The 26,628-nt window shown below is 72.8% G+C and carries 20 protein-coding genes, 1 tRNA gene and 1 pseudogene; 16 read left to right on the top strand and 6 right to left on the bottom strand.

From position 1 onward, the window contains the following. Nucleotides 1–356 precede the first annotated feature (356 nt). The 12 genes from OE229_RS08175 to OE229_RS08225 all read left to right on the top strand — a co-directional run bounded on the left by OE229_RS08175 (nucleotide 357) and on the right by OE229_RS08225 (nucleotide 13,138). Nucleotides 357–1,622, top strand: a complete 1,266-nt coding sequence (locus OE229_RS08175) for a glutamate-5-semialdehyde dehydrogenase (protein ID WP_262137367.1) — start codon at nucleotides 357–359, stop codon at nucleotides 1,620–1,622. Nucleotides 1,623–1,662: 40 nt separating this feature from the next. After that, on the top strand, nucleotides 1,663–1,863 hold the full coding sequence (locus OE229_RS08180) for a hypothetical protein (RefSeq protein ID WP_035807661.1): 201 nt from the start codon (nucleotides 1,663–1,665) through the stop codon (nucleotides 1,861–1,863). Between the two features lie 11 nt (nucleotides 1,864–1,874). Further along, on the top strand, nucleotides 1,875–2,474 hold the full coding sequence (nadD, locus tag OE229_RS08185; protein ID WP_110859233.1) for a nicotinate-nucleotide adenylyltransferase: 600 nt from the start codon (nucleotides 1,875–1,877) through the stop codon (nucleotides 2,472–2,474). Continuing rightward, nucleotides 2,471–3,949 carry a hypothetical protein gene (locus tag OE229_RS08190; protein ID WP_262137369.1) on the top strand — a complete coding sequence of 493 codons (1,479 nt, stop codon included), beginning with the start codon at nucleotides 2,471–2,473 and terminating at the stop codon, nucleotides 3,947–3,949. The genes nadD and OE229_RS08190 overlap by 4 nt, the downstream gene beginning before the upstream one ends. Before the next feature lie 132 nt (nucleotides 3,950–4,081). Further along, complete coding sequence (gene rsfS / locus OE229_RS08195; protein ID WP_027464721.1) at nucleotides 4,082–4,456, top strand: ribosome silencing factor; 375 nt, start codon at nucleotides 4,082–4,084, stop codon at nucleotides 4,454–4,456. A gap of 108 nt (nucleotides 4,457–4,564) precedes the next feature. Then, a tRNA-Ala gene (locus OE229_RS08200) sits at nucleotides 4,565–4,637 on the top strand. Between the two features lie 103 nt (nucleotides 4,638–4,740). Continuing rightward, entirely contained in the window at nucleotides 4,741–5,664 is a 924-nt protein-coding gene (locus OE229_RS08205; RefSeq protein WP_262137371.1) for an aldose 1-epimerase family protein, read from the top strand. Beyond that, nucleotides 5,643–7,160, top strand: coding sequence for an anthranilate synthase component I family protein (locus OE229_RS08210; RefSeq protein WP_262137373.1), 1,518 nt, complete (start codon nucleotides 5,643–5,645; stop codon nucleotides 7,158–7,160). The genes OE229_RS08205 and OE229_RS08210 overlap by 22 nt, the downstream gene beginning before the upstream one ends. 45 nt (nucleotides 7,161–7,205) lie before the next feature. Then, the gene (locus OE229_RS08215; protein WP_262137376.1) at nucleotides 7,206–8,075 is read left to right on the top strand and encodes a hypothetical protein; all 870 of its coding nucleotides are present in this window, start codon (nucleotides 7,206–7,208) and stop codon (nucleotides 8,073–8,075) included. Continuing rightward, entirely contained in the window at nucleotides 8,072–9,547 is a 1,476-nt protein-coding gene (locus OE229_RS08220; RefSeq protein WP_317853267.1) for a DNA polymerase Y family protein, read from the top strand. The genes OE229_RS08215 and OE229_RS08220 overlap by 4 nt, the downstream gene beginning before the upstream one ends. Continuing rightward, nucleotides 9,544–9,699: a hypothetical protein gene (locus OE229_RS18065; protein WP_317853268.1), complete on the top strand. Its 156-nt coding sequence runs from the start codon at nucleotides 9,544–9,546 to the stop codon at nucleotides 9,697–9,699. Before OE229_RS08220 ends, OE229_RS18065 begins: the two co-directional genes overlap by 4 nt. Before the next feature lie 28 nt (nucleotides 9,700–9,727). Then, entirely contained in the window at nucleotides 9,728–13,138 is a 3,411-nt protein-coding gene (locus tag OE229_RS08225; protein ID WP_262137380.1) for an error-prone DNA polymerase, read from the top strand. A 44-nt stretch (nucleotides 13,139–13,182) separates the two neighbouring features. Here the strand turns inward: OE229_RS08225 and OE229_RS08230 are convergent, their stop codons facing one another. Beyond that, nucleotides 13,183–14,691, bottom strand: coding sequence for a sensor histidine kinase (locus OE229_RS08230; protein WP_182064810.1), 1,509 nt, complete (start codon nucleotides 14,689–14,691; stop codon nucleotides 13,183–13,185). After that, nucleotides 14,688–15,365, bottom strand: coding sequence for a response regulator transcription factor (locus OE229_RS08235; RefSeq protein ID WP_017885962.1), 678 nt, complete (start codon nucleotides 15,363–15,365; stop codon nucleotides 14,688–14,690). The genes OE229_RS08230 and OE229_RS08235 overlap by 4 nt, the downstream gene beginning before the upstream one ends. A 171-nt stretch (nucleotides 15,366–15,536) precedes the next feature. Here OE229_RS08235 and OE229_RS08240 point away from each other — a divergent pair, with 171 nt between their 5' ends. After that, a complete protein-coding gene (locus OE229_RS08240) occupies nucleotides 15,537–15,875 on the top strand; it encodes a hypothetical protein (protein ID WP_027464726.1) in 339 nt (112 codons plus the stop codon). Between the two features lie 196 nt (nucleotides 15,876–16,071). On the opposite strand, the gene OE229_RS08245 is transcribed toward OE229_RS08240, so the two are convergent. Further along, entirely contained in the window at nucleotides 16,072–17,166 is a 1,095-nt protein-coding gene (locus OE229_RS08245; RefSeq protein ID WP_259581054.1) for an FUSC family protein, read from the bottom strand. An 80-nt stretch (nucleotides 17,167–17,246) separates the two neighbouring features. On the opposite strand from OE229_RS08245, the gene OE229_RS08250 reads away from it, so the two are divergent. After that, complete coding sequence (locus OE229_RS08250) at nucleotides 17,247–18,491, top strand: aminoglycoside phosphotransferase family protein (RefSeq protein ID WP_262137382.1); 1,245 nt, start codon at nucleotides 17,247–17,249, stop codon at nucleotides 18,489–18,491. A gap of 452 nt (nucleotides 18,492–18,943) precedes the next feature. Next, nucleotides 18,944–21,070, top strand: a complete 2,127-nt coding sequence (locus OE229_RS08255) for a DEAD/DEAH box helicase (protein ID WP_209133412.1) — start codon at nucleotides 18,944–18,946, stop codon at nucleotides 21,068–21,070. Between the two features lie 111 nt (nucleotides 21,071–21,181). Here OE229_RS08255 and OE229_RS08260 read toward each other — a convergent pair. Next, nucleotides 21,182–21,453: pseudogene (locus OE229_RS08260) on the bottom strand (mycoredoxin). Between the two features lie 58 nt (nucleotides 21,454–21,511). Here OE229_RS08260 and OE229_RS08265 point away from each other — a divergent pair. Then, nucleotides 21,512–23,041, top strand: coding sequence for a CYTH domain-containing protein (locus OE229_RS08265; protein ID WP_209133410.1), 1,530 nt, complete (start codon nucleotides 21,512–21,514; stop codon nucleotides 23,039–23,041). Between the two features lie 104 nt (nucleotides 23,042–23,145). Here the strand turns inward: OE229_RS08265 and OE229_RS08270 are convergent, their stop codons facing one another. Together OE229_RS08270 and OE229_RS08275 are read right to left on the bottom strand one after the other, a co-directional pair. Further along, entirely contained in the window at nucleotides 23,146–25,317 is a 2,172-nt protein-coding gene (locus OE229_RS08270; RefSeq protein WP_262137384.1) for a S9 family peptidase, read from the bottom strand. A gap of 29 nt (nucleotides 25,318–25,346) precedes the next feature. After that, nucleotides 25,347–26,513, bottom strand: a complete 1,167-nt coding sequence (locus tag OE229_RS08275) for a Fic family protein (protein ID WP_262137386.1) — start codon at nucleotides 26,511–26,513, stop codon at nucleotides 25,347–25,349. Between the last annotated feature and the right edge of the window lie 115 nt (nucleotides 26,514–26,628).

Genomic DNA, 26,628 nt, shown 5'->3' on the forward strand with positions numbered 1-26,628 from the left:
ACGGCGCCGAGTGGTCGGCGACCGTCGGCACGGGCGTCGCGGAGCGACGGTCTGCGACCGCTCGCGTGGCGCGGGACGACGTGTCGCGACCGGTCGGCGGTGTGGACGCGACCGCCTGGAGGCCCGGTGCATGTCCCGGGACCGGTGGCGGGCCTCCAGGCGGTCACGACTCCCCGTCGGGACGCGGTCGTGTGGTCGGGAACCGTCGGTGCGGTCGGCGCGGAGCGACGGTCTGTGACCGCTCGGCGGAGGGGCACGACGTGTCGTGACCGGTCGGTGGGGCGGACCGGGCCCGGAGGCACGGTGCGTGTCCGGAACGCCCGTCACGAACCGATGGGCGGACCTACAATCGGTCCATGTCGTCGATCGCGCCCGCCCCGACCCTGACCGACAAGCTCGTGGCGGCACGGGCCGCCTCGTCGGCGCTCGCCACGGCGACGACCGCCGTCAAGGACGCGGCCCTCGGGGCGATCGCCTCGGCGGTGCGTGCCGCGACCGACGAGATCGTCGCCGCGAACCACGACGACCTCGTCGCCAGCGAGGACGGCGGGCTCTCCTCCGGGCTGCTCGACCGGTTGCGACTCGACCCCGTCCGGATCGAGGCCCTCGCCGCCGCGGTCGAGCACGTCGTCGGGCTCACCGACCCCGTGGGCGAGCACGTGCGCGGGTCGCAGCTGCCGAACGGACTCCAGCTCACCCAGGTGCGCGTACCGTTCGGTGTCGTCGGGGCCATCTACGAGGCACGCCCGAACGTCACCGTCGACATCGCTTCGCTCGCGCTCAAGTCGGGCAACGCCGTCGTGCTCCGCGGCGGGTCGGCGGCCCAGCACACGAACGCCGTGCTCGTCGCCCGGATCCAGGACGCGGTCGAGTCGGTCGGGCTGCCCCGCGACCTGGTGCAGACCATCGACGAGTTCGGCCGCGCCGGTGCCACCGAGCTCATGCGCGCACGCGGCCTGGTCGACGTGCTCATCCCGCGGGGGAGCGCCGCGCTCATCCAGACCGTCGTCACCGAGTCGCAGGTGCCCGTCATCGAGACCGGTGCGGGCGTCGTGCACGTGTTCCTCGACGCGTCCGCGCCCGAGCAGCGTGCGGTCGACATCGTCCTGAACAGCAAGGTGCAGCGGCCGAGCGTGTGCAACGCCCTCGAGACCCTCCTGGTGCACGAGGCCGCGGCCGAACGGCTCCTGCCGCTGCTGGCCGACCGGCTGCGGGCGTCCGGCGTCACGCTGCGCGGCGACGACGCCACGCGGGCGATCGTGCCCGGGGTGCTCCGCGCCACCGACGACGACTGGGCCACCGAGTCGATGGACCTCGACCTGTCGATCCGCGTCGTGCCCGACGTCGACGCGGCCATGGCGCACATCGCCCGGTGGTCGACCCACCACACGGAGTCGATCGTCACGAACGACGTCGACACCGCCGAGCGGTTCCTGGCGACCGTCGACTCCGCGGTCGTGATGGTGAACGCCTCGACCCGGTTCACGGACGGCGGCGAGTTCGGGTTCGGGGCCGAGGTCGGCATCTCCACGCAGAAGCTGCACGCGCGCGGTCCGATGGGCCTGCCGGAGCTCACGAGCACGAAGTGGATCGTGCGCGGGTCCGGGCAGATCCGCGGCTAGACTGAACGGCGTCTTTCCCCGACCGAACGGAGCACGAACGATGACCCTCCTCGCAGAAGCTGCTGAGCACGCCTCCGGGGCGCCCGCGTTCGTGTTCCCGATGGTCGGTGCCCTCTTCTTCATCTTCCTCGGCTTCGTGACCTGGAGCTTCCGCGACGTGGCCTACCGCCACTCCCAGAAGTTCGAGGCCACCCGCCACCACGAGACGGGTGTCGACGAGTTCGGTCACACCAAGATCTGACCGACCACTCGATGCTCGAGACCACCGGACGGCCACGCATCGGCGTGATGGGTGGCACGTTCGACCCCATCCACCACGGGCACCTGGTCGCGGCGTCCGAGGTGGCGCGGGCGTTCGACCTCGACGAGGTCGTCTTCGTCCCCACCGGACAGCCGTACATGAAGTCCGACGTCACCGACGCCGAGCACCGGTACCTGATGACCGTGATCGCCACCGCGTCGAACCCGATGTTCACCGTCAGCCGCGTGGACATCGACCGCCCGGGGCCGACGTACACCGTCGACACCCTGCGCGACCTGCACGAACAGCGGCCGGATGCCCAGCTCGTCTTCATCTCGGGCGCAGACGCCGTTCAGCAGATCGTCGACTGGAAAGACCATGATGGTCTCTGGGACCTCGCGCACTTCGTGGCCGTGACGCGTCCGGGACACGCCTTGAGCATCACCGGATTGCCCGAGCGGGACGTAAGCTTGCTCGAAGTCCCTGCACTGGCCATATCCTCGACGGATTGCCGTGACCGGGTTCGACGGGGGTTCCCCGTCTGGTACTTGGTTCCCGACGGCGTCGTCCAGTACATCTCCAAGCACCATCTGTATCGGAGCGTTGCATGAGTTCGTCCGACGCGCAGCCGCCCCTGTCGCGGCGCCAGGCGCGCGAGCGGGAGCGTGCCGCCGCGGCCGGTTCGCAGCCCGCGACGCCGCCCCCGACCGTCGCCGCACCCGCCGCCGAGACCCCCGAGTCCCGTCGCCGCCCCGGGTCGCACGTCGCCCCGGCCCCCGGTGGCCCCGCCCAGTCGTCCGTGTCGGCATCTGCCCAGGTCGCGCCGGGGTCCGCCCCGGCGTCGGCGCCCGCGGCCGGTGTGTCACCGTTCCCGCCGGCCTCCGCGACCGAGATCGTCCCCGGCAGCGGTGGACTCACCCGTCGACAGATCCGGCAGCTCCGTGCCGCCGAGCGCCAGGCGGTCCTGCCGGTCCCGCTGCAGGACCCCACGCCCCAGTCGTCCGACCGCACCGTCGAGGACGTCCTCGGGTCGGTGGACACGATCGACCCCGCCGCGGCGCCGCAGAGCGCTCCGGACGCCGAGGCCGAGCACGACGAGCAGCCGGCTGCCCCGACGGTCCTCGACCAGGCCGCGGTCGCCCAGGCCACCGAGGCCGACGGGTCCCCGGACGCGCTCGAGCCCCTCGACGAGGCCGCCGCGCACGCCGAGGAGCCCCGCCGCCACCGGTCGACGTGGTCGCCGCCCGCCGACGTCCCCGAGTCCGACGCGTCGGCGACCGACGTCCCCGAGTCCGATGTGCCGGTGACCGACACGCCTGCGGACGAGACGACCGACGTCGCCACGGCGGACGAGTCGTCCGAGAACGCTCCGGCCCGCTCGGCCGACGACGTCCCCGCTCCCGCTGCCGGGTCACAGCCCCCCGTCACGTCGGTACCGATCCCGACCGACGCCGCCGCAGCGACCCCCGCGGTGTTCCCGCTCTCGCTCGACGCCGAGGACGACGACACCAACGAGGTGCCGCTGCCCGAGCCCGCGACCGAGGCCCCGAAGGTCCCCGCCGCGTTCCAGCGTCCGACCGAGCCGAAGCCGGTGACCACGGCCTTCGCGCCGCCCGCCGGCCACTGGTCGCAGCAGGCGCACGACTCGAACGACTCCGAGGTGCACGACGCCGAGACCGGCACCCGCCGCGTCGCGGTGACGAACACGAACGCGATCATCCTGCCGAACTCGGCCCTGGCCGACCCCACCGGCGCCCTCAACGCGACGGGCGAGGTGATCCTGACCGGGTCGATCGACCTGCCGGCATCGTTGTCGTCGACCGGATCGCACCGGCCGATCGACGGCGCCGAGGTCGACCGCCTGCTCGAGCAGCAGGACGAGCAACCCGAGACGGATGCCAGCCCGGTCCGGGCCAGCCGTGCGGTGTCCAGTCACACCTCGACTCGTCAGGTCGTGCTCGCGGCCGCCAAGCCGAAGGAGTCGCGCACGCCGCTGATCCTCGGTGTGACGGTCGGCGCGGTCGGGCTGGCTGCGGCCGGTGTCATCATCACCGCACTGCTCACCACCCACGCGTTCGGCGGCTGACCGCTGCCGTCCTCGACGTCCGTTCTCCACCACCCCGCCGACCCTGGCCTGGCCGCTGTCGGCGGGGTGGCTTATGATCGTGACCCATCAAGCGAACCGGCTGTCCGTCGGTTCGACGACCGGAAGGAATCCGTGACCGCCTCCACTCGCGCACTGGAACTCGTGCAGGCCGCAGCACTCGCGGCCGACGCCAAGCAGGCCGAGGACCTCGTCGCTCTCGACGTGACCGGGCCGTTGCAGCTCACGGACGTGTTCCTGCTCGCAACCGGTCGGAACGAGCGCAACGTGCAGTCCATCGCCGATGCCGTCGAGGAACGCCTCCTCGAGCTCGGTGCCAAGACGCTCCGTCGCGAAGGCCGTACCGAGGGCCGCTGGGTCCTCATCGACTTCGGCGAGATCATCGTGCACGTCTTCCACGACGAAGACCGCCAGTACTACTCGCTCGAGCGTCTCTGGGCCGACTGCCCGACGATCCCACTCGAGCTCCCGGTGGACCACACCGCCTGATCAGCGACGCGCCCGGGTGACGGCTTCGATTTCGTTGCCCGGCGTTCGCATGGTGTACGCTTCTATGGTGCCTCCGGGGAACCGGTTGGTGCGAGAGCAACACGATCTGGGTCTGTGGCGCAGCTGGTAGCGCACCTGCATGGCATGCAGGGGGTCAGGGGTTCGAGTCCCCTCAGATCCACCCTCAACCCCCGTCGTTCTTCGGAACGGCGGGGGTCTTCTCGTGCGTCCGACAGTGCCTCTCGTGCGTCCGACAGCGCTCGGTGGCCCGATACGCTGAGCGCATGAGCAACGACGCGCCGCTGTCCGGGTCCCCGCTGACGATCGCCTCCGCCGGGTACTCGGCCGACATCGCCACCGTCGGAGCGACGCTGCGGACCCTGCGGTACGAGGGCCGAGACCTGGTCGTCCCGTTCGACGCCGACGTGGTCCGCCCGGTCTTCCGCGGTGCCGTCCTGGCCCCGTGGCCGAACCGGATCGTCGACGGCGAGTACTCGTTCGGCGGCGTCGACCACGAGCTGGCGCTCACCGAGCCCGCCCGGCACCACGCCCTGCACGGACTCGTCGCGTGGACGGACTTCCGCGTGCAGGAGCAGGCGGACGACCGCGTCGTGCTCGTCACGACCGTCCAGGCGCAGCAGGGCTACCCGTACCGCGTCGAGGTCACCGTGGAGTACCGGCTCGACGCCGAGGGGCTGCACACCACGATCACCGGGACGAACACCGGGGCCGAGGACGCACCGTGGGGGACCGGCCCGCACCCGTACCTCGTCGCGGGTGCCGGCACCGTCGACGACTGGACCCTGACGCTCCCCGCCGCCCAGGTGCTCGAGGTGACGTCGGACCGGCTCGTCCCGACCGACCTGGTCCCCGTCCACGACGAGTTCGACCTGCGCACGCCCACGCTGATCGGCGACCGGTTCATCGACCACGCCTTCACCGGCTTCGAGCGCGACGCCGCCGGCCTCGCCACCATCGCGGTCACGGCGGCGGACGGTCACGGGGTCCGTGCGACCTTCGGGACGGAGTGCGGCTGGGTCCAGGTGCACACCGCCGACCACGTCGTCCCCGAGTACCACCGCGCCGGTCTCGCCGTCGAGCCGATGACGTGCGCCCCGGACGCCTTCAACGACGGCGAGGAGCGCGGCCTCGTGGTGCTCGCGTCCGGTGCCTCGCACGCCGCCGCATGGACGATCGCCGCGATCTGAGCACCCCCGACCCCGGCGTCCGCGTCGAGGCCCGCCGGCTCGACCCGGTCCCCGACCTCGCGGCCCTGGCGGCGCAGGTCGCCGGGGACCTGGTCTGGCTCGACTCCGGCCTGCCGGACGGTGCTCCCGCCACGGCTCGGCCCCGGGCGCGCTGGTCCGTGCTGGCGTGGACGGACGGACCGTTCGCCGCCCGGTTCCGGCACCAGGACCGTCGTGCGCACCTGACGGTCGCCGCGCCCGCCGAGGAGTGGTTCGGGCCTGCCCGATCCGAGGAGCGTCCGGCCTTCACGGTGCTGGCGGACCTGCTCCGACGCACGCCCCGCCTGCCCGAGCCGGTCGTCGGGTGCGGGTTCGCGCTGGGCTGGGTCGGGTTCCTCGGCTACGAGCTCGGCCGCGAATCCGGCGGCCCGGACCGCACCGCCGACGGGCACGCCGACGCCGACCTGCGGTTCGTCGACCGAGCCGTCGTCGTCGACCACACCGGTGGCGCCTGGGCGCTCGCGCTCGTCGCCGACGCGGAACCGGCGGCCAGTGCGCACAACCGCGCGTGGCTCGAGGAGGCGACCACCCCCGCGACGTCGGTCGGTGTCGCCGACGCGGCCACGGGCCTCCCGGCCGGGGTGTCCGCGGCGACCGGACGCGTGACGCGCGCCGCCTACGAGCGCGCGGTCGACGTGTGCCGCGCGGAGATCCGCGAGGGGAACGCGTTCCAGGTCTGCCTCACCACCGCCTTCGCGGTCGGCCTGGAGGCCCGTGGCGGCCCCGGTACGGACCCGCACCTGGGCGAGTACCTGCGGATGCGGGCGTCCGACCCGGTGCCGTTCGGCGCGTTCCTGCGGCTCGGCCCGCTGCGCGTGGCGAGCCGGTCACCGGAGCGGTTCCTGCGGATCGACGCGGCCGGAGCGGTGCTCGCGGAGCCGATCAAGGGCACGCGGCGGCGGCTCGCCGACGCTTCGGCGGACGCGGCCGCGCGGGACGACCTGGCGGCGAGTCCGAAGGACCGTGCCGAGAACGTGATGATCGTCGACCTGCTGCGGAACGACCTGCTGCGGACCGCGGTGCCCGGGTCGGTGCACGTCGAGCGGCTGTGCGCCGTCGAGACGTACGCCAGCGTGCACCAGCTGGTCTCGACGATCGGGGCGGTGCTGCCGCCGGGGACGTCGCGGGCCGACGTGGTGCACGCGGCGTTCCCGCCGGGATCGATGACCGGGGCGCCGAAGAGCAGTGCCACGGCGATCGCGGACCGGCTCGAGGGGGCGCCGCGCGGGGTGTACTCGGGGGCGATCGGGTACTTCTCGGCGAGCGGGGCGGTCGACCTGTCGGTGGCGATCCGTAGCCTCGTGACCGTGCTCGACGAATCGGGGACGGTGCGCTCCCGGACCCTCGGAGCCGGGGGAGCGGTGACCTGGTCGTCGGTGCCCGCGGACGAGGCGGACGAGGTCGAGACCAAGACGCGGTCGGTGCTCGACGGGGTCGGGGCGGTCGCCAGCTGGTGAGCTGAAGCCCGATCCGAACACGTGTTCGATCATGACTGTCCACGGATGTCGGACGCGATTGACATCATCGAACACATGTTCGAATATGAGGGCATGCAGACGGCGGCGGCACTCCGGTCGCCCACCCCGGACCGGGGCGGGCGGAGCGGTGCCGCACGCGGCGGCAGCGGTGCGGGCAGTGGTGGTGCGCGCCGGGGGACGGACCACCTGAGCGATGCCCGGGCCGCGCTCGACCGCATCACGTCCCTGCGGTCCCGGGTGGCCGACATGGAGTCCACCCGGGTCGACACCGCCGGGCTCCCCACGGCCCCGGCGCTCGAGCCCCTGCTGCCCGGCGGCGCGATCCGGGTCGGTGGCACGTACGCGGTCCCCGAGTCGGTGCTGCTCGCGATCACGATGCTGCAGGCGGCCTCGGCGGCCGGAGCGTGGTGTGCGGTCGTCGGGGTGCCGTCCTTCGGGATCGAAGCCGCCGCCGCCGCCGGGATCGACCTCGAACGGCTCGTGCTCGTCCCCGATCCCGGTGACCAGTGGCTCGCCGTGACGGCGGCGATGGCCGACGTCGCCCAGATCGTCCTCACCCGACCGCTCGGCCGGGTCGTGCCGGGCGACGTGGCACGGCTGTCGGCCCGGCTGCGACAGCGTGGTGGCGCACTCGTCGCGCTCGGCTCCTGGCCCGGGGCGGACGTCACGCTGCGGGTCACGTCCTCGACGTGGAGCGGCATCGGTCAGGGCCACGGCCACCTGACGGAGCGCCGGGCCACCGTGACCGCGACCGGGCGTGCCGGCGCGGTGCGTCCGGCGACCGCCGAGCTGCTCCTGCCAGCGGCCGACGGAGCGGTCCGGGCCGCCACACCGGTGCCGACGGTGGGCTCCGGGGACACCCGCGTGCTGCGGCCCGTGGCGGTGGCGTCGTGATCGCCTCCGGGCGCGTCCGGACCGACGCGATCACGCGGGGAGCGGCGCTGCCCGAACCACCCCCGACCCGGACGATCGTGCTCTGGTGCCCGGACTGGCCGGTCATCGCGGCGGCTCGGGCCGGTGGCACCCCGCCGGAGCAGCCCCTCGCCCTGACCGCCAAGGGACTCGTGTTCGCGAGCTCCGCGTCCGCGCGTGAGCAGGGTGTCGTGCGGGGGCTCCGCGTGCGTGAGGCGCAGGCGCGGTGCCCCGACCTCCTCGTGCAGCCCTACGACGACGCCCTCGACCACCGCGCGTTCGAGCCCGTCATCCGTGCGGTCGAGGCGGCGGTCCCCGGGGTCGAGGTCCTGCGGCCGGGCACCCTCGCGCTCCGCGCCCGCGGGCCGGCCCGGTACTACGGCGGGGAGCGCGCGGCGGCGGCGACCCTTGCCGGCATCGCGGCCGACCACGGCGCCCCCGCGGTGCGGGCCGGGGTGGCCGACACCCCGTTCGCGGCGGACCAGGCCGCCCGGGCCCGTCCGGTGCGTCCCGGCGAGCGGGTGCGGCTCGTGCCCGTCGGGGGATCGGCGGACTTCCTCGCACACCTGCCGCTCGGCGTGCTCGGCGACCCCGACCTCACGACGGTGCTCGACCGGCTCGGCATCACCACGCTCGGCGACTTCGCGGCACTCGGCGACGAACAGGTGCGAGACCGCTTCGGCGTGGCCGGGGCGTTCCTGCACCGGTTGGCCGGGGGCCGTGACCCCCGCGAGATCGCGGCGCGGGAGATCCCGCCGGAACTCCGGGTCGAGGCGTCGTTCGAACCCCCGCTGGACCGTGCCGACCAGATCGCGTTCGCGTTCCGGCGATCCGCCGACGACTTCGCCGAGCGACTCCGGGCCGCGGGGCTCGTGGCGACGACCATCCGAGTGGGGATCGTCGACGAGCGCGACATCCTGCTCGAACGGACCTGGGCGCACCCGCGCTGGTTCGACGCCGCCGACGTGGTCGACCGGGTGCGGTGGCAGCTCGCCGGTGGGGTGGACCCCAGCGGGCTCGAGGCGCCGGTCACCTCGGTCGTGCTCGAGCCGGTCGCCGTCGACGACATGGCGAACCACGAACGCGGGCTGTGGGGCTCCGGCCCGGACGAGCGCGTGCACCACGGCCTCGCGCGGATCCAGGGCATGGTCGGCCACGACGGTGTGGTGAGTCCGCGCATCGGTGGGGGCCGCACCCTGTCCGAGCGCGTGGTGCTCGTGCCGTGGGGCGACGCACCCGCCGGTGGTGAGCGAGCCCTGGCGACCGTCCGCGACCGCCCGTGGCCCGGCAAGCTGCCCGGCCCGCCCCCGCCACCGTGCTCGAGCGCCCCCGACCGGTCGACGTCGTCGCCGTCGGTGGTGCGATCGTCGACGTCGACGAGCGTGGCGTGCTGTCCGGAGCACCCGAACGGTTCCGTGCCGAGGGCGACCGGGGCGGCGGCTTCTCGGCCGTGACGGCCTGGGCGGGTCCGTGGCCGCTCGTCGTCCGGTGGTGGGAGTCCGGCGGCCGACGTCTGCACCGGCTGCAGCTCGTCGACGCCGAGGGGCGTGCCTGGTACCTGGTGCTGGCGGACCACCGCTGGTGGGCCGAGGCGATCGCGACGTGACCCCGACCACCGACAGGAGCGTGACCTGATGGGCTACAGCAACCCACCCATCCCGTGGTCGCAGTTCGAGCGCGCGCTGTCCGACAAGCGGAGCCCGGGCACGGCGCACGACGGCGACGGCGGCGACAGCCCGGCGTGGTCGCGGAAGCGCGAGCCGTACGTCCCGTCACCGCTCGACACCGACGGCGGGCCCGTGGTGGCGTACGCCGAACTGCACGCGCACTCGGCCTTCAGCTTCCTCGACGGCGCCAGTCAGCCCGAGCACCTGTTCGAAGAAGCTGCTCGGCTCCGACTGCACGCCCTCGCGCTCACCGACCACGACGGCTTCTACGGGGCCGCCCGGATGGCCGAGGTCGCCGAGTCGTACCCGCAGGTCGGCACCGTCTTCGGCACCGAACTGTCCCTGGGGCTGACCGAACCGCAGAACGGTGTGCCCGACCCCGAGGGTTCGCACCTGCTCCTGCTCGCCGACGGCCAGGACGGCTACCACCGGCTCGCCGGCGCGGTGACGAGCGCGCACCTGGCCGCCGGGTCCGAGAAGGGCAGCCCGCAGTACGACCTCGACGACCTCGCCGCGCGGGCGGACGGGCACTGGCGGGTCCTGACCGGGTGCCGGAAGGGCTCCGTACGGCAAGCCCTCGAGCAGGGTGGCGAGTCCGCCGCCGAGACCGCGCTCCGGGTGCTGCTCGACCGGTTCGGCAGCCGCAACGTCGTCGTGGAGCTGCTCGACCACGGCGACCCGCTCGACAGCGCCCGCAACGACGCCCTGGCCGCCCTCGCCGCGAAGCACGCGCTGCCCCTGGTCGCCACCGGCAACGTGCACTACGCCACCCCCGACCGGTTCCCGGTGGCGACCGCGCTGGCGGCGGTGCGCGCCCGCCGCAGCCTCGACGAGATCGACGGCTGGCTGCCGGCCGCGGACACCGCCCACCTGCGCTCCGGTGCCGAGATGGCCAGACGGTTCGGGCGCTACCCCGGCGCGATCGAGCGGACCGTGGAGCTCGCCGACGAGCTCGGGTTCCGGCTGAAGACCGTGCAGCCCGGGCTGCCCGACCTCGACGTCCCGGACGGACACACCGCGATGTCGTGGCTCCGCGAGCTGACGTGGACGGGTGCCCGGCGGTTCTACCCCGGCAGTGCCGACGGCGTCGACCCCCGCAAGCGGGAGCGCATCGAGCGTGAGCTGTCCGTGATCGAGGAGAAGAACTTCCCGGGGTACTTCCTGATCGTGCGCGACATGGTGCAGTACGCCCGCGGTCGGGGCATCCTCTGCCAGGGGCGGGGCTCGGCGGCGAACTCGGCGGTCTGCTACCTGCTCGAGATCACCGCGGTGGACTCGATCCGGTACGGGCTGCCGTTCGAGCGGTTCCTGTCGGCGATGCGCGACGAGGAACCCGACATCGACGTCGACTTCGACTCGGACCGCCGCGAAGAGGTGATCCAGTACGTGTACGCCAAGTACGGCCGGCACAACGCCGCCCAGGTCGCGAACGTCATCACCTACCGCCCCAAGGGTGCGGTGCGTGACATGGCGAAGGCGCTCGGCCACAGCCCCGGGCAACAGGACGCCTGGTCGAAGCAGGTCGAGCGGTGGGGCTCGGTGACCGAGAGCCAGGACCACGACATCCCACCGGCGGTCGTCGGACTCGCGAGCGACGTCCTCGGGTTCCCGCGGCACCTCGGCATCCACTCCGGCGGCATGGTGCTGACCGACCGCCCGGTGGGCGAGGTCGTGCCGATCGAGCACGCCCGGATGGACGGCCGCACCGTGCTGCAGTGGGACAAGGACGACTGCGCCTACATGGGGCTCGTGAAGTTCGACATGCTCGGCCTCGGCATGCTCGCTGCCCTGCAGTACTCGTTCGACCTGGCGGCAGAGCACTGTGGGGAGCGCTGGGAGATGCACTCCATCCCGAAGGAGGAACAGGGGGTCTACGACCAGCTCTGCCGCGCGGACACGATCGGGGTGTTCCAGGTGGAGTCCCGCGCGCAGATGGGCACCCTGCCCCGACTGCTCCCGCGGCGGTTCTACGACCTGGTGATCGAGGTCGCACTCGTCCGACCCGGGCCCATCCAGGGCGGCGCGGTGCACCCGTACATCCGCCGGCGCACGGGTGAGGAACCGATCACGTACATGCACCCGGCGCTCGAACCCGTGCTCGAACGCACCCTCGGGGTCCCGCTGTTCCAGGAACAGCTCATGCAGATGGCGATCGCGGTCGGCAACTGCTCCGGTGACGACGCCGACCTGCTGCGACGGGCGATGGGGTCCAAGCGCGGGCACGAGAAGATCGACCGGCTGCGCGACAAGCTCTACACGGGGATGGCGGACAACGGCATCCACGGCGCGGACGCCGACGCGATCTACGCGAAGATCCAGGCCTTCGCGAACTTCGGCTTCGCGGAGAGCCACTCGATCAGCTTCGCCCTCATCGTCTACGCGAGCGCGTGGATGCGGCTGCACTACCCCGGGGCGTTCCTGGCGGCGCTGCTCCGGGCGCAGCCGATGGGGTTCTACTCACCGCAGACCCTGGTCGCCGACGCCCGACGGCACGGCGTCCGCGTGCTGCGACCGGACATCCTGCGGTCCGGTGTCGACGCCACACTCGAACCGCTGCCGGACGGGGACGCTCCGGCCGGTGACGACGCGTGCCTGGCCACCGAGCAGCCCCCGGTGCTGCCCTTCGACAAGGCGCTCCCCGACGACACCGCGAGCCACCGGCGCGACGGTGCCTTCGCCGTGCGGCTCGGGCTCGCCGAGGTCGCGTCGCTCAGCCGGAAGAGCGCCGAGAAGATCGTCGCGGAGCGGGACGCGAACGGCCCCTTCCACGACATGTCGGACCTGGCCCGGCGGGTCGGACTCACCACGCCGCAGCTCGAGGCCCTCGCCGCGGCCGACGCCTTCGCCCCCTTCGACATCGACCGCCGCGGTGCGATGTGGTCGGCTGCCCAGGCGGCCGCCGAGCGTCCGGACCAGTTGCCGGACACGCAGGTGTTCGTGCAGCCGCCGCTGTTCGGGCAGATGACGAGCGGGGACGTGCTCATCGCCGACATGTGGTCGACGGGCATGACGACCGACGACCACCCCGTCCGGCACGTGCGCGACCGCCTCGCCGCCCGCCGGGTGCTCAGCGTGCAGGACACCGCGACCGCCGAGACCGGACGACGGGTCGAGGTCGGCGGGATCGTGACGCACCGGCAGCGTCCGGCGACGGCCTCCGGCATCACGTTCCTGAACGTCGAGGACGAGACCGGGCTGGTCAACGTCATCTGCAGCGTCGGGGTCTGGGGACGCTTCCGCCGGGTGGCGCGGGAGTCCCCGGCGGTGATCGTCCGGGGCATCCTCGAGCGCTCGCCCGACGGGGTGGTCAACCTGGTGGCGGACCGCATCGAGCACCTGTCGCTGTCCGTCCGCACCCGCTCGCGGGACTTCCAGTGAGCGGTCGTGCGCGGGCGAGCGGTCGTGCGTGTGGGCGGTCGTGCTCAGCGCACCTCGGGCAGGCTGATCGTGACCTCGAGTCCACCGGCGGGCACGTTGCGGAGCGACGCCGTGCCTCCCGCCCGTTCCGCCACCGCACGCACGATCGCGAGTCCCAGCCCCGAGCCGCCGGGCAGGGCGCCGGCACCGGTCGACGGGTCCGGGTTCGGGCGGGACGTCCGGGCCTCGTCCGGACGGGTGAAGCGGTCGAACGCCACCGGGATGAAGGACTCGGGCACGCCGGGGCCGTCGTCGGTGATCTGCAGCACGCCCTCGCCGCCGGTGCTCCGCCAGGACACGAAGATGCCGCCGCCGCGGGGGAGCGCGGCCACGGCGTTGCCCGCGATGTTCGTGACGAGCTGGGCCATCCCGCCCGTGTCGATCCGGTACCGCGGTTCGACGGTGCCGCCACCGATGCCCGGGCCGGAACCGCCGACGGCGACGGGCGGCTCGAGGTCGAAGTCGACGGTGACGTCCTTCGCCGACGCGATGAGCCGGACGCGGTCGACCGCGGCCATCACCTCGTCGCCGAGGTCCGACCACGCGGTCTCGGGGCGCCGGTCGCCGTCCTGTTCGCGGCGCTCCGACTCCTCGATCCGTGACAGGGCGAGCAGGTCGTTCGCCAGCCGAGACAACCGCGCGACGCTGTGCTTCGCGCGTTCGATGTGGGCGGCGAGGGCGGCGGCGTCGTTGCCGTCGAGCGAGGCGAGGTCGAGCTGGGTCGTCAGGATCGCCAGGGGCGTCCGGAGCTCGTGGCTGGCGTCCGACACCATCTGGCGTTCACGCTCGGTCGCCTGCCGGGTCCGCGCGAGGAAGGCGTTGAGCGTGGTCGCCAGGGACGCCAGCTCGTCCTGGGCGGGGCCCACCGGCAGTTCGGCACGCTCCGGGGCGACGGAGAGCCGTTCAGCCTCGCGGCGCATCCGGTTCACCGGGCGCAGCGCGGTGGTCGCGAGCACCCAGGACGCGACACCGAAGGCGAGCAGGATGGCCAGGCCGGTCAGCGACAGGGTCGTCGTGAGGTCGTCGACGACGATGGCCTCGGCCTGCGAGTTGCGGGCGGCGACGACGGTCCAGCGGCCGGCCTCGTTGACGGGGTGCTCCACCACGACGCGGTACGCCGAGCCGGATGCCGTGATGATCGAGGTGCCGGCCGGGGTAGACCGCAGACTGCCGAGCGCCTGCTCGACACGATCGGGCATCGTCGACAGCACGATCTCGCCGGACGGGGACACGACGGCGACGAGCTGCGCGTTGCCCGGCGGCGAGAGGTCGGGGTCGCTGTCGACCTCGAGCGTGGCGACGTACGGGTCGGCATCGGCGTCGAGCAGGGTGCGGGTCGCGCTCGCGACGACGCTCACCACCTGGAAGCGCATCACCAGGACGAGCAGCAGGATGACGATCGCGGCGATCGCCGTCGAGCCGATCGTGATCCGGGCGCGCAGCGACAGCCGACGCAGCGGCCGGATCGGACCGCCGCGTCGGCGGTCCGATCGTGGGGCATCGGCCCCGTTCACGCCCCGAGCAGATCCAGGCGGTACCCGCGACCGCGGACCGTGGCGATGGCGACGGTTGCCTCGTGCGCGGTGAGCTTCTTGCGGAGGTACGAGATGTACTGCTCGACCACGTTCGGGTCGACGTGCTGCGAACCGTCCCAGACCTCTTCGAGTATCTTCGGGCGGTCGACGACACTGCCGGCGGAGCGGGCGAGCAGGCGGAGCAGGGCGAACTCGGTGGGGCTCACGGCGACGCGCTGTCCCTTGATCGAGATCCGGCGGGCCTCGGAGTCGATGGAGACGTCCCCGACCTCGATCGTGCGGGGCGCCCCGGCGGACTCGCGACGGCCGAGCGCACGCAGCCGGGCGGTGAGCTCGGCGAAGGCGAAGGGCTTGGTGAGGTAGTCGTCCGCGCCCGCGTCGAGCCCGAACACGCGGTCGTCGACGGCATCACGCGCGGTCACGAGCAGGATCCGCACGGGGTCCTCGCGCTCACGGATCCGCCGGGCGAGCTCGAAGCCGGACATCCCGGGCATCATCACGTCCACGACCGCCAGGTCGAACGCCTGCTCGCCGAGGGCGATGAGCGCCTCGACACCGTTCTCGACCGCCGTGACCCGGTACCCCTCAGCCGCGAGTCCGCGTTCCATCAGGGCACGCATCTCGTCGTCGTCCTCGACCACCAACAGCCGCATAGTGGACCTCCTCGGACCCATCGTGGCATCGAACCGCCGCGGAGGGCCGTTCTCCGGGCCCGACTCGCTGAATCTCGTCACAGGACGAGGCAGAACGGTCTGTCCCACGTTCTAGGGACGTGAGTGCCGCTTGCTTCGTTGCTAGGCTCCGGCAGCGGACAGCGCGACCCGATGCGCCGCCCGCACTGGGGGATCATGAACGACTCGATCGACCACCCGGCCATCGTGCGCCTCCGCGCCGAACTGGACGCCGCGTGGAAGGGCATCGGCGCGCTCGCGCAGCTGGAGGACGCACCGCGCGACCGCGTGGTCGCGGAACTGCGGACGGCCGTGCCGGACGTGGCGAGCCGTGCTGCACGCGAGGTCGGCACCGAGGCCGTCGTCGCCGAGATCAGCCGGTACGCCGACGCCGGCATCCCGGGTGCGACCGCGACCGACGTCGTGCCGACCGCGGTGATCTGGTCGGACGTCGTCCGGACAGCGTCGGAAGCGGCCTGCGCAGCGCGCTGAAGCGGACCGAGCGGCCTGCGCAGCGCGCTGAAGCGGACCGAGCGGCCTGCGCAGCGCGCTGACGTGGACCGAGCGGCCTGCGCAGCGCGCTGGAGCGGACCGAGCGGCCTGCGCAGCGCGCTGGAGCGGACCGAGCGGCCTGCGCAGCGCGCTGACGCGGACCGAGCGGCCTGCGCAGCGCGCTGGAGCGGCCTGACTAGTCGTCCTCGCCGAGCAGCTCGCCACGCACCCGTCGGATGTCCTCGAGCAGCGCGCCGATGAGCACCCAGTGCCGGGAGTTCGGCCGCACCACCTCGAGCGGCGCGGTGAGCGCCGGCTCCGAGGCCTCCGCCCACGGCTCGGCGTCCGATCCGAAGGCGACGGCGTCCACCCGGCCGACCCCGGCCACCGGGTCGAGCCGAGTCGACTCGACCCGCGCACCGAGGGTCCGGACGTCCGCACCGATCCGTGCCACCTCGGTCGCGATGCCGTGCACCACCGGGTCGTCGCGCAGGTCCGGTGCGGTGTTGTCGCGGATCGCCCGGGTCATCCCGGTGACACGGGTCACCAGGACGCGCAGGTGGTCGGTGGTCACCACGTCGCGGTCGAGGATCGTCCGGTGCCGGCCGCCGCGCGGGTTCATGGTCAGGGACTCGCGCGCCGACCCCAGGGACGCCTCGGCCTTGGCGTGCTGCTGCCGCAGTGCACGGGCGGCGACGAGCGCCTCGTCCCATCGCTCGCGGTCCCACCCTTCGGTCAGGCCGATCGCGATCCGCTCGAACGCCACCGCGGTGTCGCGGGCGAGCCGGGCGACGGCGAGGTGCGCCGGTTCGAGCAGCACGGGCGGCACGATGAGCGCGTTCACGACCAGGGCGACGACCGCACCGATCACGGTCTCGAGGATCCGGTCGGCGGAGTAGTTCGGCGTCACGACCCCGGCGGTGAGCACGAGCATCCCGCTGATCCCCACCTGGGTGGCCGAGGTCGGGGTGAGCCGGAGCGCCCAGGCGATGAGGATCGCGAGCACGATGACGAGCAGCACGACGAACACGCCGTCGCCGAGCAGCAGGTGGAACCCGGTGGCCAGCACGACGCCGATCACGACGCCGGCGCTCCGCTCGAGCCCCTTCACGAACGACTGGTTGATGCTCGGCTGCACCACGAGCAGGGCAGCGATCGCCGCGAAGGTGGGGAACGGCCCCTGGATGACCAGGCGGCAGAGGAGCACGGCGGCGACCACCGCGACGGCGGTCTTCACGACCTGCAGGAACGGCGTGCGACTGGAGCTGCGGAGGCGCGCGACCGGGTTCACACCGACCACGGTAGCCACCGGCCCCGCGCCGAGCCGTGCACGAACGCGACGAAACCCGCGCGACACGGTTGACTGATGTCGTGTGGCCCAACCATGAGCGCGTCATCCCGCAGGCCTTCGCCGGCTCCGGGACCTCGGTGGTGGCCGCGCGGGCGCACTCCGTCGAGCCCTCGGGCAACGGGTATCTGTACGGCTACGAGGTCGACACGGTGGACCGCAACGGCCAGCGCGCCACGGTGCTGACCTACGTCGACACCGGCGGCACCCACGACCAGAACAGCGCGATCGTCACCGACCCGGCGACGGGCGAGCCGGTGTCGGTGTGGGCGTACCCGAACGACCCCGGCCTGCCGGTGCTGCCGCAGGTCACCTACCGCGATGCCGTCGCCGAGCTGCTGACCACGCTCGGCATGCCCGTCACCGACCCCGTGCTCACCGTGGCGGCGTACCGGCCCGGCAAGCGCGCGGTCGTGCGCGTCGACGCCCCGGAGCGCACGCTGTTCCTGAAGATCGTCCGTCCGCACCGCGTCGCACCGATCGTGCAGTCGCACGAGCAGTTCGTCGCGGCCGGTCTGCCGGTGCCGCGTGTGCTGTCCAGTCGAGGCGACGGCCTGCTCGTGCTCGAGCGCATCCGCGGCGTGCCCGCCGGCAGCCGCATCCTCGACATCGCCGACGACCCCCGCTTCGTGGCGTCGCTCGCCGCGCTGAGCGGCCGGGTCGCCAGCGTCCCGATGACCCAGCAGGCCCGCGCCGACGCGATGGACCACGCGGACTGGCACCGTCGCACGCTCATCGCCGCCCTGCCGCGCGACGCCGAGGAGATCGACCGCCTGTACGACGCCATCGGTCGCCGCTCCATCGGCTGGTCGAGCTCGACCAAGCAGGTCGTGCACGGCGACCTGCACCTGGAGCAGGTCTTCGTCGACGAGGACGAGCCGTGGCGCATCTCCGGGCTGCTCGACATCGACACCGCGGGTTGGGGCTTCCCGGTCCGTGACGTCGGCGCCGTCGTCGCCCACCTCGTCGTCACTGGGCTCTGGCACCGGTCCCGCGGGGATGCCGAGCGCGGTGCCGCCGCCGAGCGCCTCGCCGACGCGATCGCCCGCGACTGGGTCGCGCGCAACCCGCGCGAGGCCGACCGCATCGGACCCGCCATCGGCGCCCAGCTGCTCGCCCACGCCGGCGGCCAGGCGACCACCGGCTCCGCCAACGGGATCCAGACCGCCCAGCAGCTCCTCGCCGCGACGCAGGCCGCCCTGGCGGACGCGGCCCCGAGCCTCCCGACCGGTGGTTCGACCCGCCCGCGGTCCGCACCGCAGGTCTGAGACGCGACCGAAGGACGGACTGGAGGCGCGGGTCCGGCCCGCCACGGGCCTCCCGTCCGCCGTCGCGACGCGCGCGGGCAACGCGCCGGTCGCCTCTGTCGGTGGTCCGGGAGTAAACTGAGCGCGCACGCACCGCGTTCCCGCGTGCCGCGTCGATTCCGGACGCGGCCGTCGATCACTTGATCGACGCGGGGATCGGGCCGTGACCGCCCCGAGGGGGCATCACGTGCGTGTGACGACGCCGGATCCCGGCGCGGACCGTCCGAACCTGCTCCCGGCAGGTGCCCGTGTGGAACGGCTCGCGGGAGTCCACCGGACGTCCCGAAGCGGGGACCGGCGATGCGGTGGGCCACGGTGGCCCGCAGCCGAACCGGAGCCGCGCCAGGCGCCGGTGCAGGACTTCCCGCCCCACGGGCGGATCGCCCCGACGTGTGGGCGGAACAGGAGGAGCGTTGGCTCGATCAGGCACCCGGCGTGCTGCTGGCGGGACGCGGACCGCGTCACGTCGCACCAGGCCGCTGGACAACGACGGCGTCATCCCCGTCCTCGCCCGCGCTGTGCGCGAGGTCGAGGCCGCGGCACAGCGCGGACCGCTCAAGGCATCGAACCGGTCGAAGTTCCAGGCCGTCGCCCTGCTCATGCGCGAAGAGCGCGCGCGGGTGAAGGCCGACACGGAGCTCACCGACGCGCAGCGCGCCGAGCAGCTCAAGCGGCTCGACGGCGTGGCCACGATCCTGGCGAAGACGGCGGCGCGCGACACCAGCGTCATCCAGCTCCTCGCCGAAGAGGTGCAGGTGTCCGAGGCGACTCGTGCGGTCAAGCGCGACATGATGATCGCCGGCGGCATGGAACTGCAGCCGGAGGACCTCGTCATCGCCTCCGAGCCGGCCGCGGTGGTCGAGACCCCGGTGCGGGCCGTCGTGCCGCAGGCGGTCGTGCAGCGCCAGCTGGCGAACCCGTTCATGCCGCCGGACTTCGCCCTCGCCGACCAGCCCGTCGCCCACCCGCGTCGCCTGGCGAACTGGGAACTGTTCGGGCCGCTGTTCAAGTCGTTCGAGTACGGCGCGGGCGGGGGAGCGGCGACGATGCCGCTGCCGGAGCCCACGACGCTGCACTCGCGCTCGGGCACCACGCTCATGAAGCACCAGGCGGAGCTCGTCGCCGCCGCGGCGCAGGGGCACCGCACGTTCCTGCTCGCCGACGAGCCCGGTCTCGGCAAGACCGCACAGTCGCTGCTCGCCGCCGATGCCGCGAACGCGTTCCCGTTGCTCGTCGTCGTGCCGAACGTCGTCAAGACGAACTGGGCGCGTGAGGCCGAACGCTGGGTGCCGAACCACCGCGCCACGGTGATCCACGGTGACGGCAACGACCTCGACGGGTTCGCCGACATCGTCATCGTGAACTACGAGATCCTCGACCGGCACGCCGGGTGGCTCGGCAACTTCGGGTTCAAGGGGATGGTCGTCGACGAGGCGCACTTCATCAAGAACAAGGACTCCCAGCGCGCCCGGTTCGTGCTGCAGATCGCCGAGCGCATCCGGCAGCGCACCGCCGCACCGCTGCTCATGGCGCTGACCGGTACCCCGCTGATCAACTCGGTCGAGGACTTCCGCACCATCTGGGAGTACCTCGGCTGGATCGACGACAAGAAGCCGCGCGCGAAGCTCATGAACGAGCTCGAGGAGATCGGCCTGACGCCGGCCGACCCCGGGTTCTTCGTCGAGGCCCGCCGTGCCGTCATCGACCAGGGCATCGTCCGACGCCGCAAGGTCGACGTCGCCGCCGACATCCCCGCCCGCCGGATCGCCGACATCCCCGTCGAGCTCGACGGTGACGAGGGTCGCTCCATCCGCGACGCCGAGCGCGAGCTCACGGCGAAGCTCGTCCGTCGCTACCACCAGGCGCTCGACGCCCGCACCGGGCAGGACCCGGTCGTCGGCATCGACCACAAGCTGGTCCGCCAGGTCGCGCGCTGGGAGCTCGAGGACCAGGACGCCTCGTCGACCGGCGAGAACGTGTTCTCGATGGTCCGCCGCATCGGCCGGGCCAAGGCCCAGCTCGCGGCCGACTACGCGGCACAGCTCGCCTCGAACGTCGGCAAGGTCGTGTTCTTCGCGAAGCACCTCGACGTGATGGACCAGGCGGAAGAGGTGTTCGCCCGTCGTGGCCTGCGCACCGCCACGATCCGCGGCGACCAGACCCCGACGCAGCGCACGGCCGAGATCGACTCGTTCGTGAACGATCCCGACGTCGCGGTCATCGTCTGCTCGCTGACCGCGGCCGGTGTCGGTCTGAACCTGCAGGTGTCGTCGAACGTCGTGCTCGCCGAGCTGTCGTGGACGAGCGCCGAGCAGACCCAGGCGATCGACCGCGTGCACCGCATCGGGCAGGAGGAGCCCGTCACCGCGTGGCGCATCATCGCCGCGCAGACGATCGACACCAAGATCGCCGAGCTCATCGACTCGAAGGCGTCCCTGGCCGCCCGCGCGCTCGACGGCTCGGACGAAGAGGTCGTCGACTCCGGTGACATCCAGCTCGACGCGATGGCCGCGCTGCTGACCGAGGCGCTCGGCGGCTAGCGCGGGCGCGTCCGGCGCTGCCCGGACAGCAAAGCACCGGTGTTCGCACTCTGAACCGCGTCATGCGTGTGTTCGGAGCGTGAACACCGGTGTCTTGCGAGGAGCACCTGCTCAGATGCGGGACTGCACCTCGGCCAGAGACGGGTTGGTCGCCGTCGAGCCGTCGGGGAACACCAGCGTCGGCACGGTCTGGTTGCCGCCGTTGACCTCGGCGACGAGCTCGGCCGTGCCAGGGGTCTGCTCGATGTCGACCTCGGTGAAGGGCACCCCGGCCTTCGCCATCTGGTTCTTCAGCCGAGCGCAGTAGCCGCACCACGTGGTGGTGAACATCGGACGCCGCCGGCTTCGGGCGTGAACTGCTCGCGGGTGATCGTGTCGCTCATCCCTGCAGGCTAACCCCGGGTGCGGGGAAACCCCGCAGTGCCTGGTAGACAAGAGCGTGTGAGCCACACGCACCTCGAGATCGAGCGCACCTACGACCTGCCAGAGGGCGGTGCCCTCCCCGACCTCGTCGGCGCGGGCGGCATCCTCCGCACCGAGCACCAGGAGCCGTTCGGACTGGACGCGACCTACTGGGACACCGAGCGGTACGACCTGGTGGCCGCGCGGGTGACCGTGCGTCGCCGCACGGGTGGCCCCGACGCAGGCTGGCACATCAAGCGCTCCGAGTCGGACACGGTCCGCCACGAGCAGCAGTTCCCCCTGACCGACGACGCCGACACGGTGCCCGACGAGGTCCTCGCCGCGCTCTTCACGGAGCGTCGCGGCCGCGGGCTGCGCCCCGTCGTCCGGATCACCACCACCCGCACCGTCACCCGACTGCTCGACGAGGACGGCGACCAGATCGCCGAGCTCGCCGACGACCAGGTCACCGCCCAGCGCCTCGACGACGATGCTCCGGAGACCCCGCGGACCTGGCGCGAGGTCGAGGTCGAGACCGTCGACGGCGTCGACCCGCAGATCGCCCACGAGCTGTTCGCGGCCCTTGACGGGCGCTTCGCGGCCGTCGGCGCCGGCCCCGCCGCCGTCGCGTCCAAGCTGGCACGTGGGCTGGCAGGAGCACCGGCACCGCGCCTCCAGACCGAGGAGAAGCCGGCCAAGGGCACGACCGCACGCATCCTGGCGAAGCGGGTGCGCAAGCTGCGCGTCGCGCTGCTCGGCCAGGAGGCCCGGCTCCGCTCCGGTGACACGGCCGACCTCCGGCAGACGGCCGACACCACCCTCGAGATCGCCGCGATCCTGGGTGCCTACCGCCCGGCGTTCCCCGACGGCGATGCCGTCGACCGTGCCGCCGAGGCGGCGGACGGCCTGGCGGGCGTCACCGCGCGTGCGGCGCTGGCCGAGTACCTGATCGACCGGCTGCCGCGGGCGTCGTCGCCGGCGCAGGACGACCTGGTCGACGCGATGACCCGTGAGCGCATCCTCGCGTCGACCCGGGAACGTCGCGACCAGGCGGTGCGGGACGTCGTCGCGTTCCTGCACGGCGAGCCGTTCCTCGAACTGCTCGACGCCCTCGACGACGCGGCCGAGCGCCCGGCGCCGACGGCGTGGTCGCTCCGCGCACCGAAACAGGTCGCGCAGGACGTCGGCGCCGACGTGAAGCCGCGCGTGCGCGAGCTCGTCCGGGCCGCCGTCGCCGACGACACCTCGGACACCGCCGCCGAGCGCGAGGCCGCCGACCGCACCACCACCGAAGCCGCGTGGCAGGAGACGATGCGCGCCCGGATGGCGATGGACGTGCTCGGCGACGACGCGTTCCCGCACGCGCTGTGGAAGCGGATCGGTACCGCAGCCGACGTACTGACCGAGCGGGTGCGGTCCCTGCACGCCCTCGACATCCTCCGGGCGAACGCGGCGATCGCGGAGCGCGGGGGTGAGGGCACGTTCGGGTACGGGGTGCTCGCGGGGGACCGGGTGCGCCTGGCCGAGGAGTCCTACGACGAGGCGGTGCACGCGCTCAACCGCGTGTGAGCGCGCTGCGTGCGCTTGGTGCGCTTGGTTCGCTTGGTGAGCAGAAGAGGTCGGGTCCGACGTTCGGACCCGACCTCTTCTGCTCACCAACTGCGCGGTGCGGCTCAGCCCGCGGCGATCGGGTCGGCGGTCGCGGCGGCGGGCGACTCGTCGGCGAGCCCGAGCACGTCGAGCAGCCAGGCGAGTTCGAACGCCCGCTCCTTCCAGGACGCGTAGCGGCCGCTGACACCACCGTGGCCGGCGGACATCTCGGTCTTCAGCAGTACCGGAGCGCCGACTTCGCGGAGCTTCGCGGTCCACTTCGCGGGCTCGACGTAGAGCACGCGGGTGTCGTTGATCGACGTCACGGCGAGGATCTGCGGGTACTGCACGTCGTTGCGGACGTTCTCGTACGGGGTGTACTCGCTCATGTAGCGGTAGACCTCGGCATCGTGCAGCGGGTCGCCCCACTCGTCCCACTCGATGACGGTGAGGGGCAGGTCCGGGTCGAGGATGCTCGTCAGCGCGTCGACGAACGGCACGGCGGCCAGGATGCCGGCGAACCGCTCGGGTGCGAGGTTCGCGACCGCACCCATCAGGAGCCCGCCTGCGCTGCCACCCTCGGCCACGAGCCGGTCGGCACTCGTCCGGCCGGACTCGATCAGGTGCTCGGCGACCGCGACGAAGTCGGTGAAGGTGTTCTTCTTCGTCAGCGTCTTGCCGTTCTCGTACCAGTGCCGGCCGAGCTCACCGCCACCACGGACGTGCGCGACGGCGAAGACGACACCGCGGTCGAGCATCGACAGGCGCATGACGCTGAAGCCGGGGTCGATCGAGTGCTCGTACGAGCCGTAGCCGTACAGGTGCAGCGGTGCCGGGGAGCCGTCCTCGACGGCGTCACGACGCCAGACGAGCGAGATCGGCACGCGGGTGCCGTCCGACGCGGTCGCCCAGTCGCGTTCCTGCACGTAGTCGGCCGGGTCGTAGCCGCCGAGTACGGGCTGGCGCTTCAGGACGGTGACCTCGCCGGTGGCCAGGTCGAGGTCGCTGACCTCGGAGGGGGTCACGAACGACGTGTACCCGATGCGGAGCGTCGGCTGCTCCCACTCCGGGTTGCCGCCGAGACCCGCCGAGAACAGTGCTTCGTCGAAGGGGACCTCGTGTGCATCGCCGTAGCCGTCGCCGTCGATCGGGATGATCGCGACGCGGGGGAGCGCTTCGGAGCGGTACTCCAGTGCGAGGTGTCCGGCGAAGGCGTCGACCGACTCGATGCGGCGCTCGGTGTGGTGCGCCACGACGACGCGGCGGTCACGCTCGGACGTCGGGTCGTCGGCGGGGACGTCGACGAGCTCGAAGTTCTCGGCGCCGTCGTTGTGCAGCACCAGGAACCGGTCGCTGCCGCCGACGATGGCGTGCTCGATCTCGTACTCGACGCCCTCGCGGCGGGGCCAGACGACCTGGAACTCACCGGTCGGGTCGGCGGCGTCGAGGACGTGCGCCTCGGACGTGATCTTGGAGCCGAGCTCGATGACGATGTACTGCGAGGAGCGGGTGACACCGACACCGACCCAGTAGCGGTCGTCGGGCTCCTCGAACACCAGGACGTCGTCCGATGCCGCGGTGCCGACCGCGTGCCGCCAGATCTTGTCCGGACGCCAGGACTCGTCGACCGTGGGGTAGAACACGTAGCGTCCGGCCGGGTCGAAGGTGGCGCCGGCCCCGGTGTTCGGGATGGCGTCGCCGAGGTCGGTGCCCGTGGCCAGGTCGCGCACGTGCAGGGTGTACCGCTCGTCACCCTCGACGTCGATGCCGTAGACCAGGCGGGTGCCGTCGTCGCTGATGTCGTAGGTGCCGAGGGAGAAGAACTCGTGGCCGTCGGCCAGGGCGTTGCCGTCGAGGACCACCTGCTCGCCGGGGAGCGTCGACTCGCCCTCGACGACGGCGGGCGGTGTCCAGTCGTCGGGGCCGGCGACGGGCACGCGGCAGTGCACACCGTACTGGCTGCCCTCGGCGGTGCGGGTGAAGTACCACCAGTCGCCCATGCGGACCGGCACCGAGAGGTCGGTCTCCTGCACGCGGCTCTTCACCTCGGCGAAGATGCGGTCCCGCAGCGGCGCGAGGTGCGCGGTGGCGGCTTCGGTGTGGGCGTTCTCGGCTTCGAGGTACGCCAGGGTGTCGGGGGATTCCTTGTCCCGCAGCCACTCGTAGTCGTCGACGAAGTCGATGCCGTGGTGGGTCCGTGTCACGGGCCGCTTGGCGGCGCTGGGCGGGGTGGATGCGGTGTGCTCGTTGCTCACCGTCCCACCCTATTCGCCCGCACCCCCGGTCAGGCCGCCGTGTGCTCGAACGCCTCGAGCTCGTCGACCACGGCGGGTGCCACCCACGCGCGGTCACGGCGACGACCGGTGACCGGACGGAGCACTCCCGCCGACACCAGGTCGTGGGTCACGCGCTCGACCTCGTCAGCGGTGAGCAGGGTGTCCAGGTGCGTTTCGGTCAGGACGGGGTCGTCGGCGAGCGCACGGCCGACGACGGCGTGCGGGCCCGAGGCGCAGGGGCCTCCGGACCGGTCGGCGTCGTGCTCGGCGAGCAGCAGGGCGCTCAGCGTCGCCTCGTCGCACACCGTCCCGATCGCGAGGGCCAGGTCGACCACGAACCCGGTGACCCTGCCGTCGCGGTACTGCTCCAGGTGTCGGAAGTACCGCCGCCGGCCCGCAGCGAGCGCGGTGGCCACCGGTGCCGTGACCCTGGTCGTCACCCCACGTCGCCGCAGCACGGCACCGATCAGCGCCCGCCCGATCCGACCGTTGCCGTCGGTGAACGGGTGGATCGACTCGAACTGCGCGTGGGCGATCGCGGCCTGTGCGATCGGGTGCAGGTCCACGCGGTGCACGAACGCGATCAGGTCGGCCATCAGCGGTGCCACGAGCTCGGGCGGCGGTGGCACGTACACTGCGTCGCGGGGTGTGGCGCCGCCGCCGATCCAGTTCTGCACGGCGCGGTACCTGCCGGCGTACCGTCCGTCCACCGGGTCGTCGCGCATCAGCAGGCGGTGTGCCTCGAGCAGGGACGCCTCGGTGACGGTGCCCGAGTCGGCTCCGGACACCAGGTGCTCGACGGCGCCGCCGGCCCGGACGACCGCGGTGGCGCCCACGTTCGCCCGGATGCCGACGAGGGCCCGTGCCAGGTCGTCGATCGTCGCTGACTCGTCCTCGATCCGCGACGACGCCACGGCTTCGGTCCGGCCGAGCACCGACCCGAGCGGCGCGAGCCGGGAGCCGTGGTGGACGTCGAGGGCGCGCAGGGCCGTGGCGCTCCGGTCGAGCAGTGCGACGGTGTCGTCGTCGGGTGTCCACCGAGCCCTCGCGATGGACGGGGGCAGCGACACCTGCACGGTGGTCACGAGCCGGTCGTCTCGGCACCCGCGGACGGCACTCCGCCACGGTCGCTCGCTGCGCTCGTGCGTGGGCCAGGTGTCGCTCCGGTGTGCCATCCCGCGACGGTAGGGCCGCCCCGACGCTCGACGCCAGGAATCGGTATTTCGCCCGCTCGCCCGCTCGCCCGCTCGCCGTGCCCCGCTCCGCCCCCGCGCCCGCGCCCGCGCCCGC

The organism is Curtobacterium poinsettiae, from assembly GCF_025677645.1.
GTDB lineage: Bacteria > Actinomycetota > Actinomycetes > Actinomycetales > Microbacteriaceae > Curtobacterium > Curtobacterium poinsettiae_A.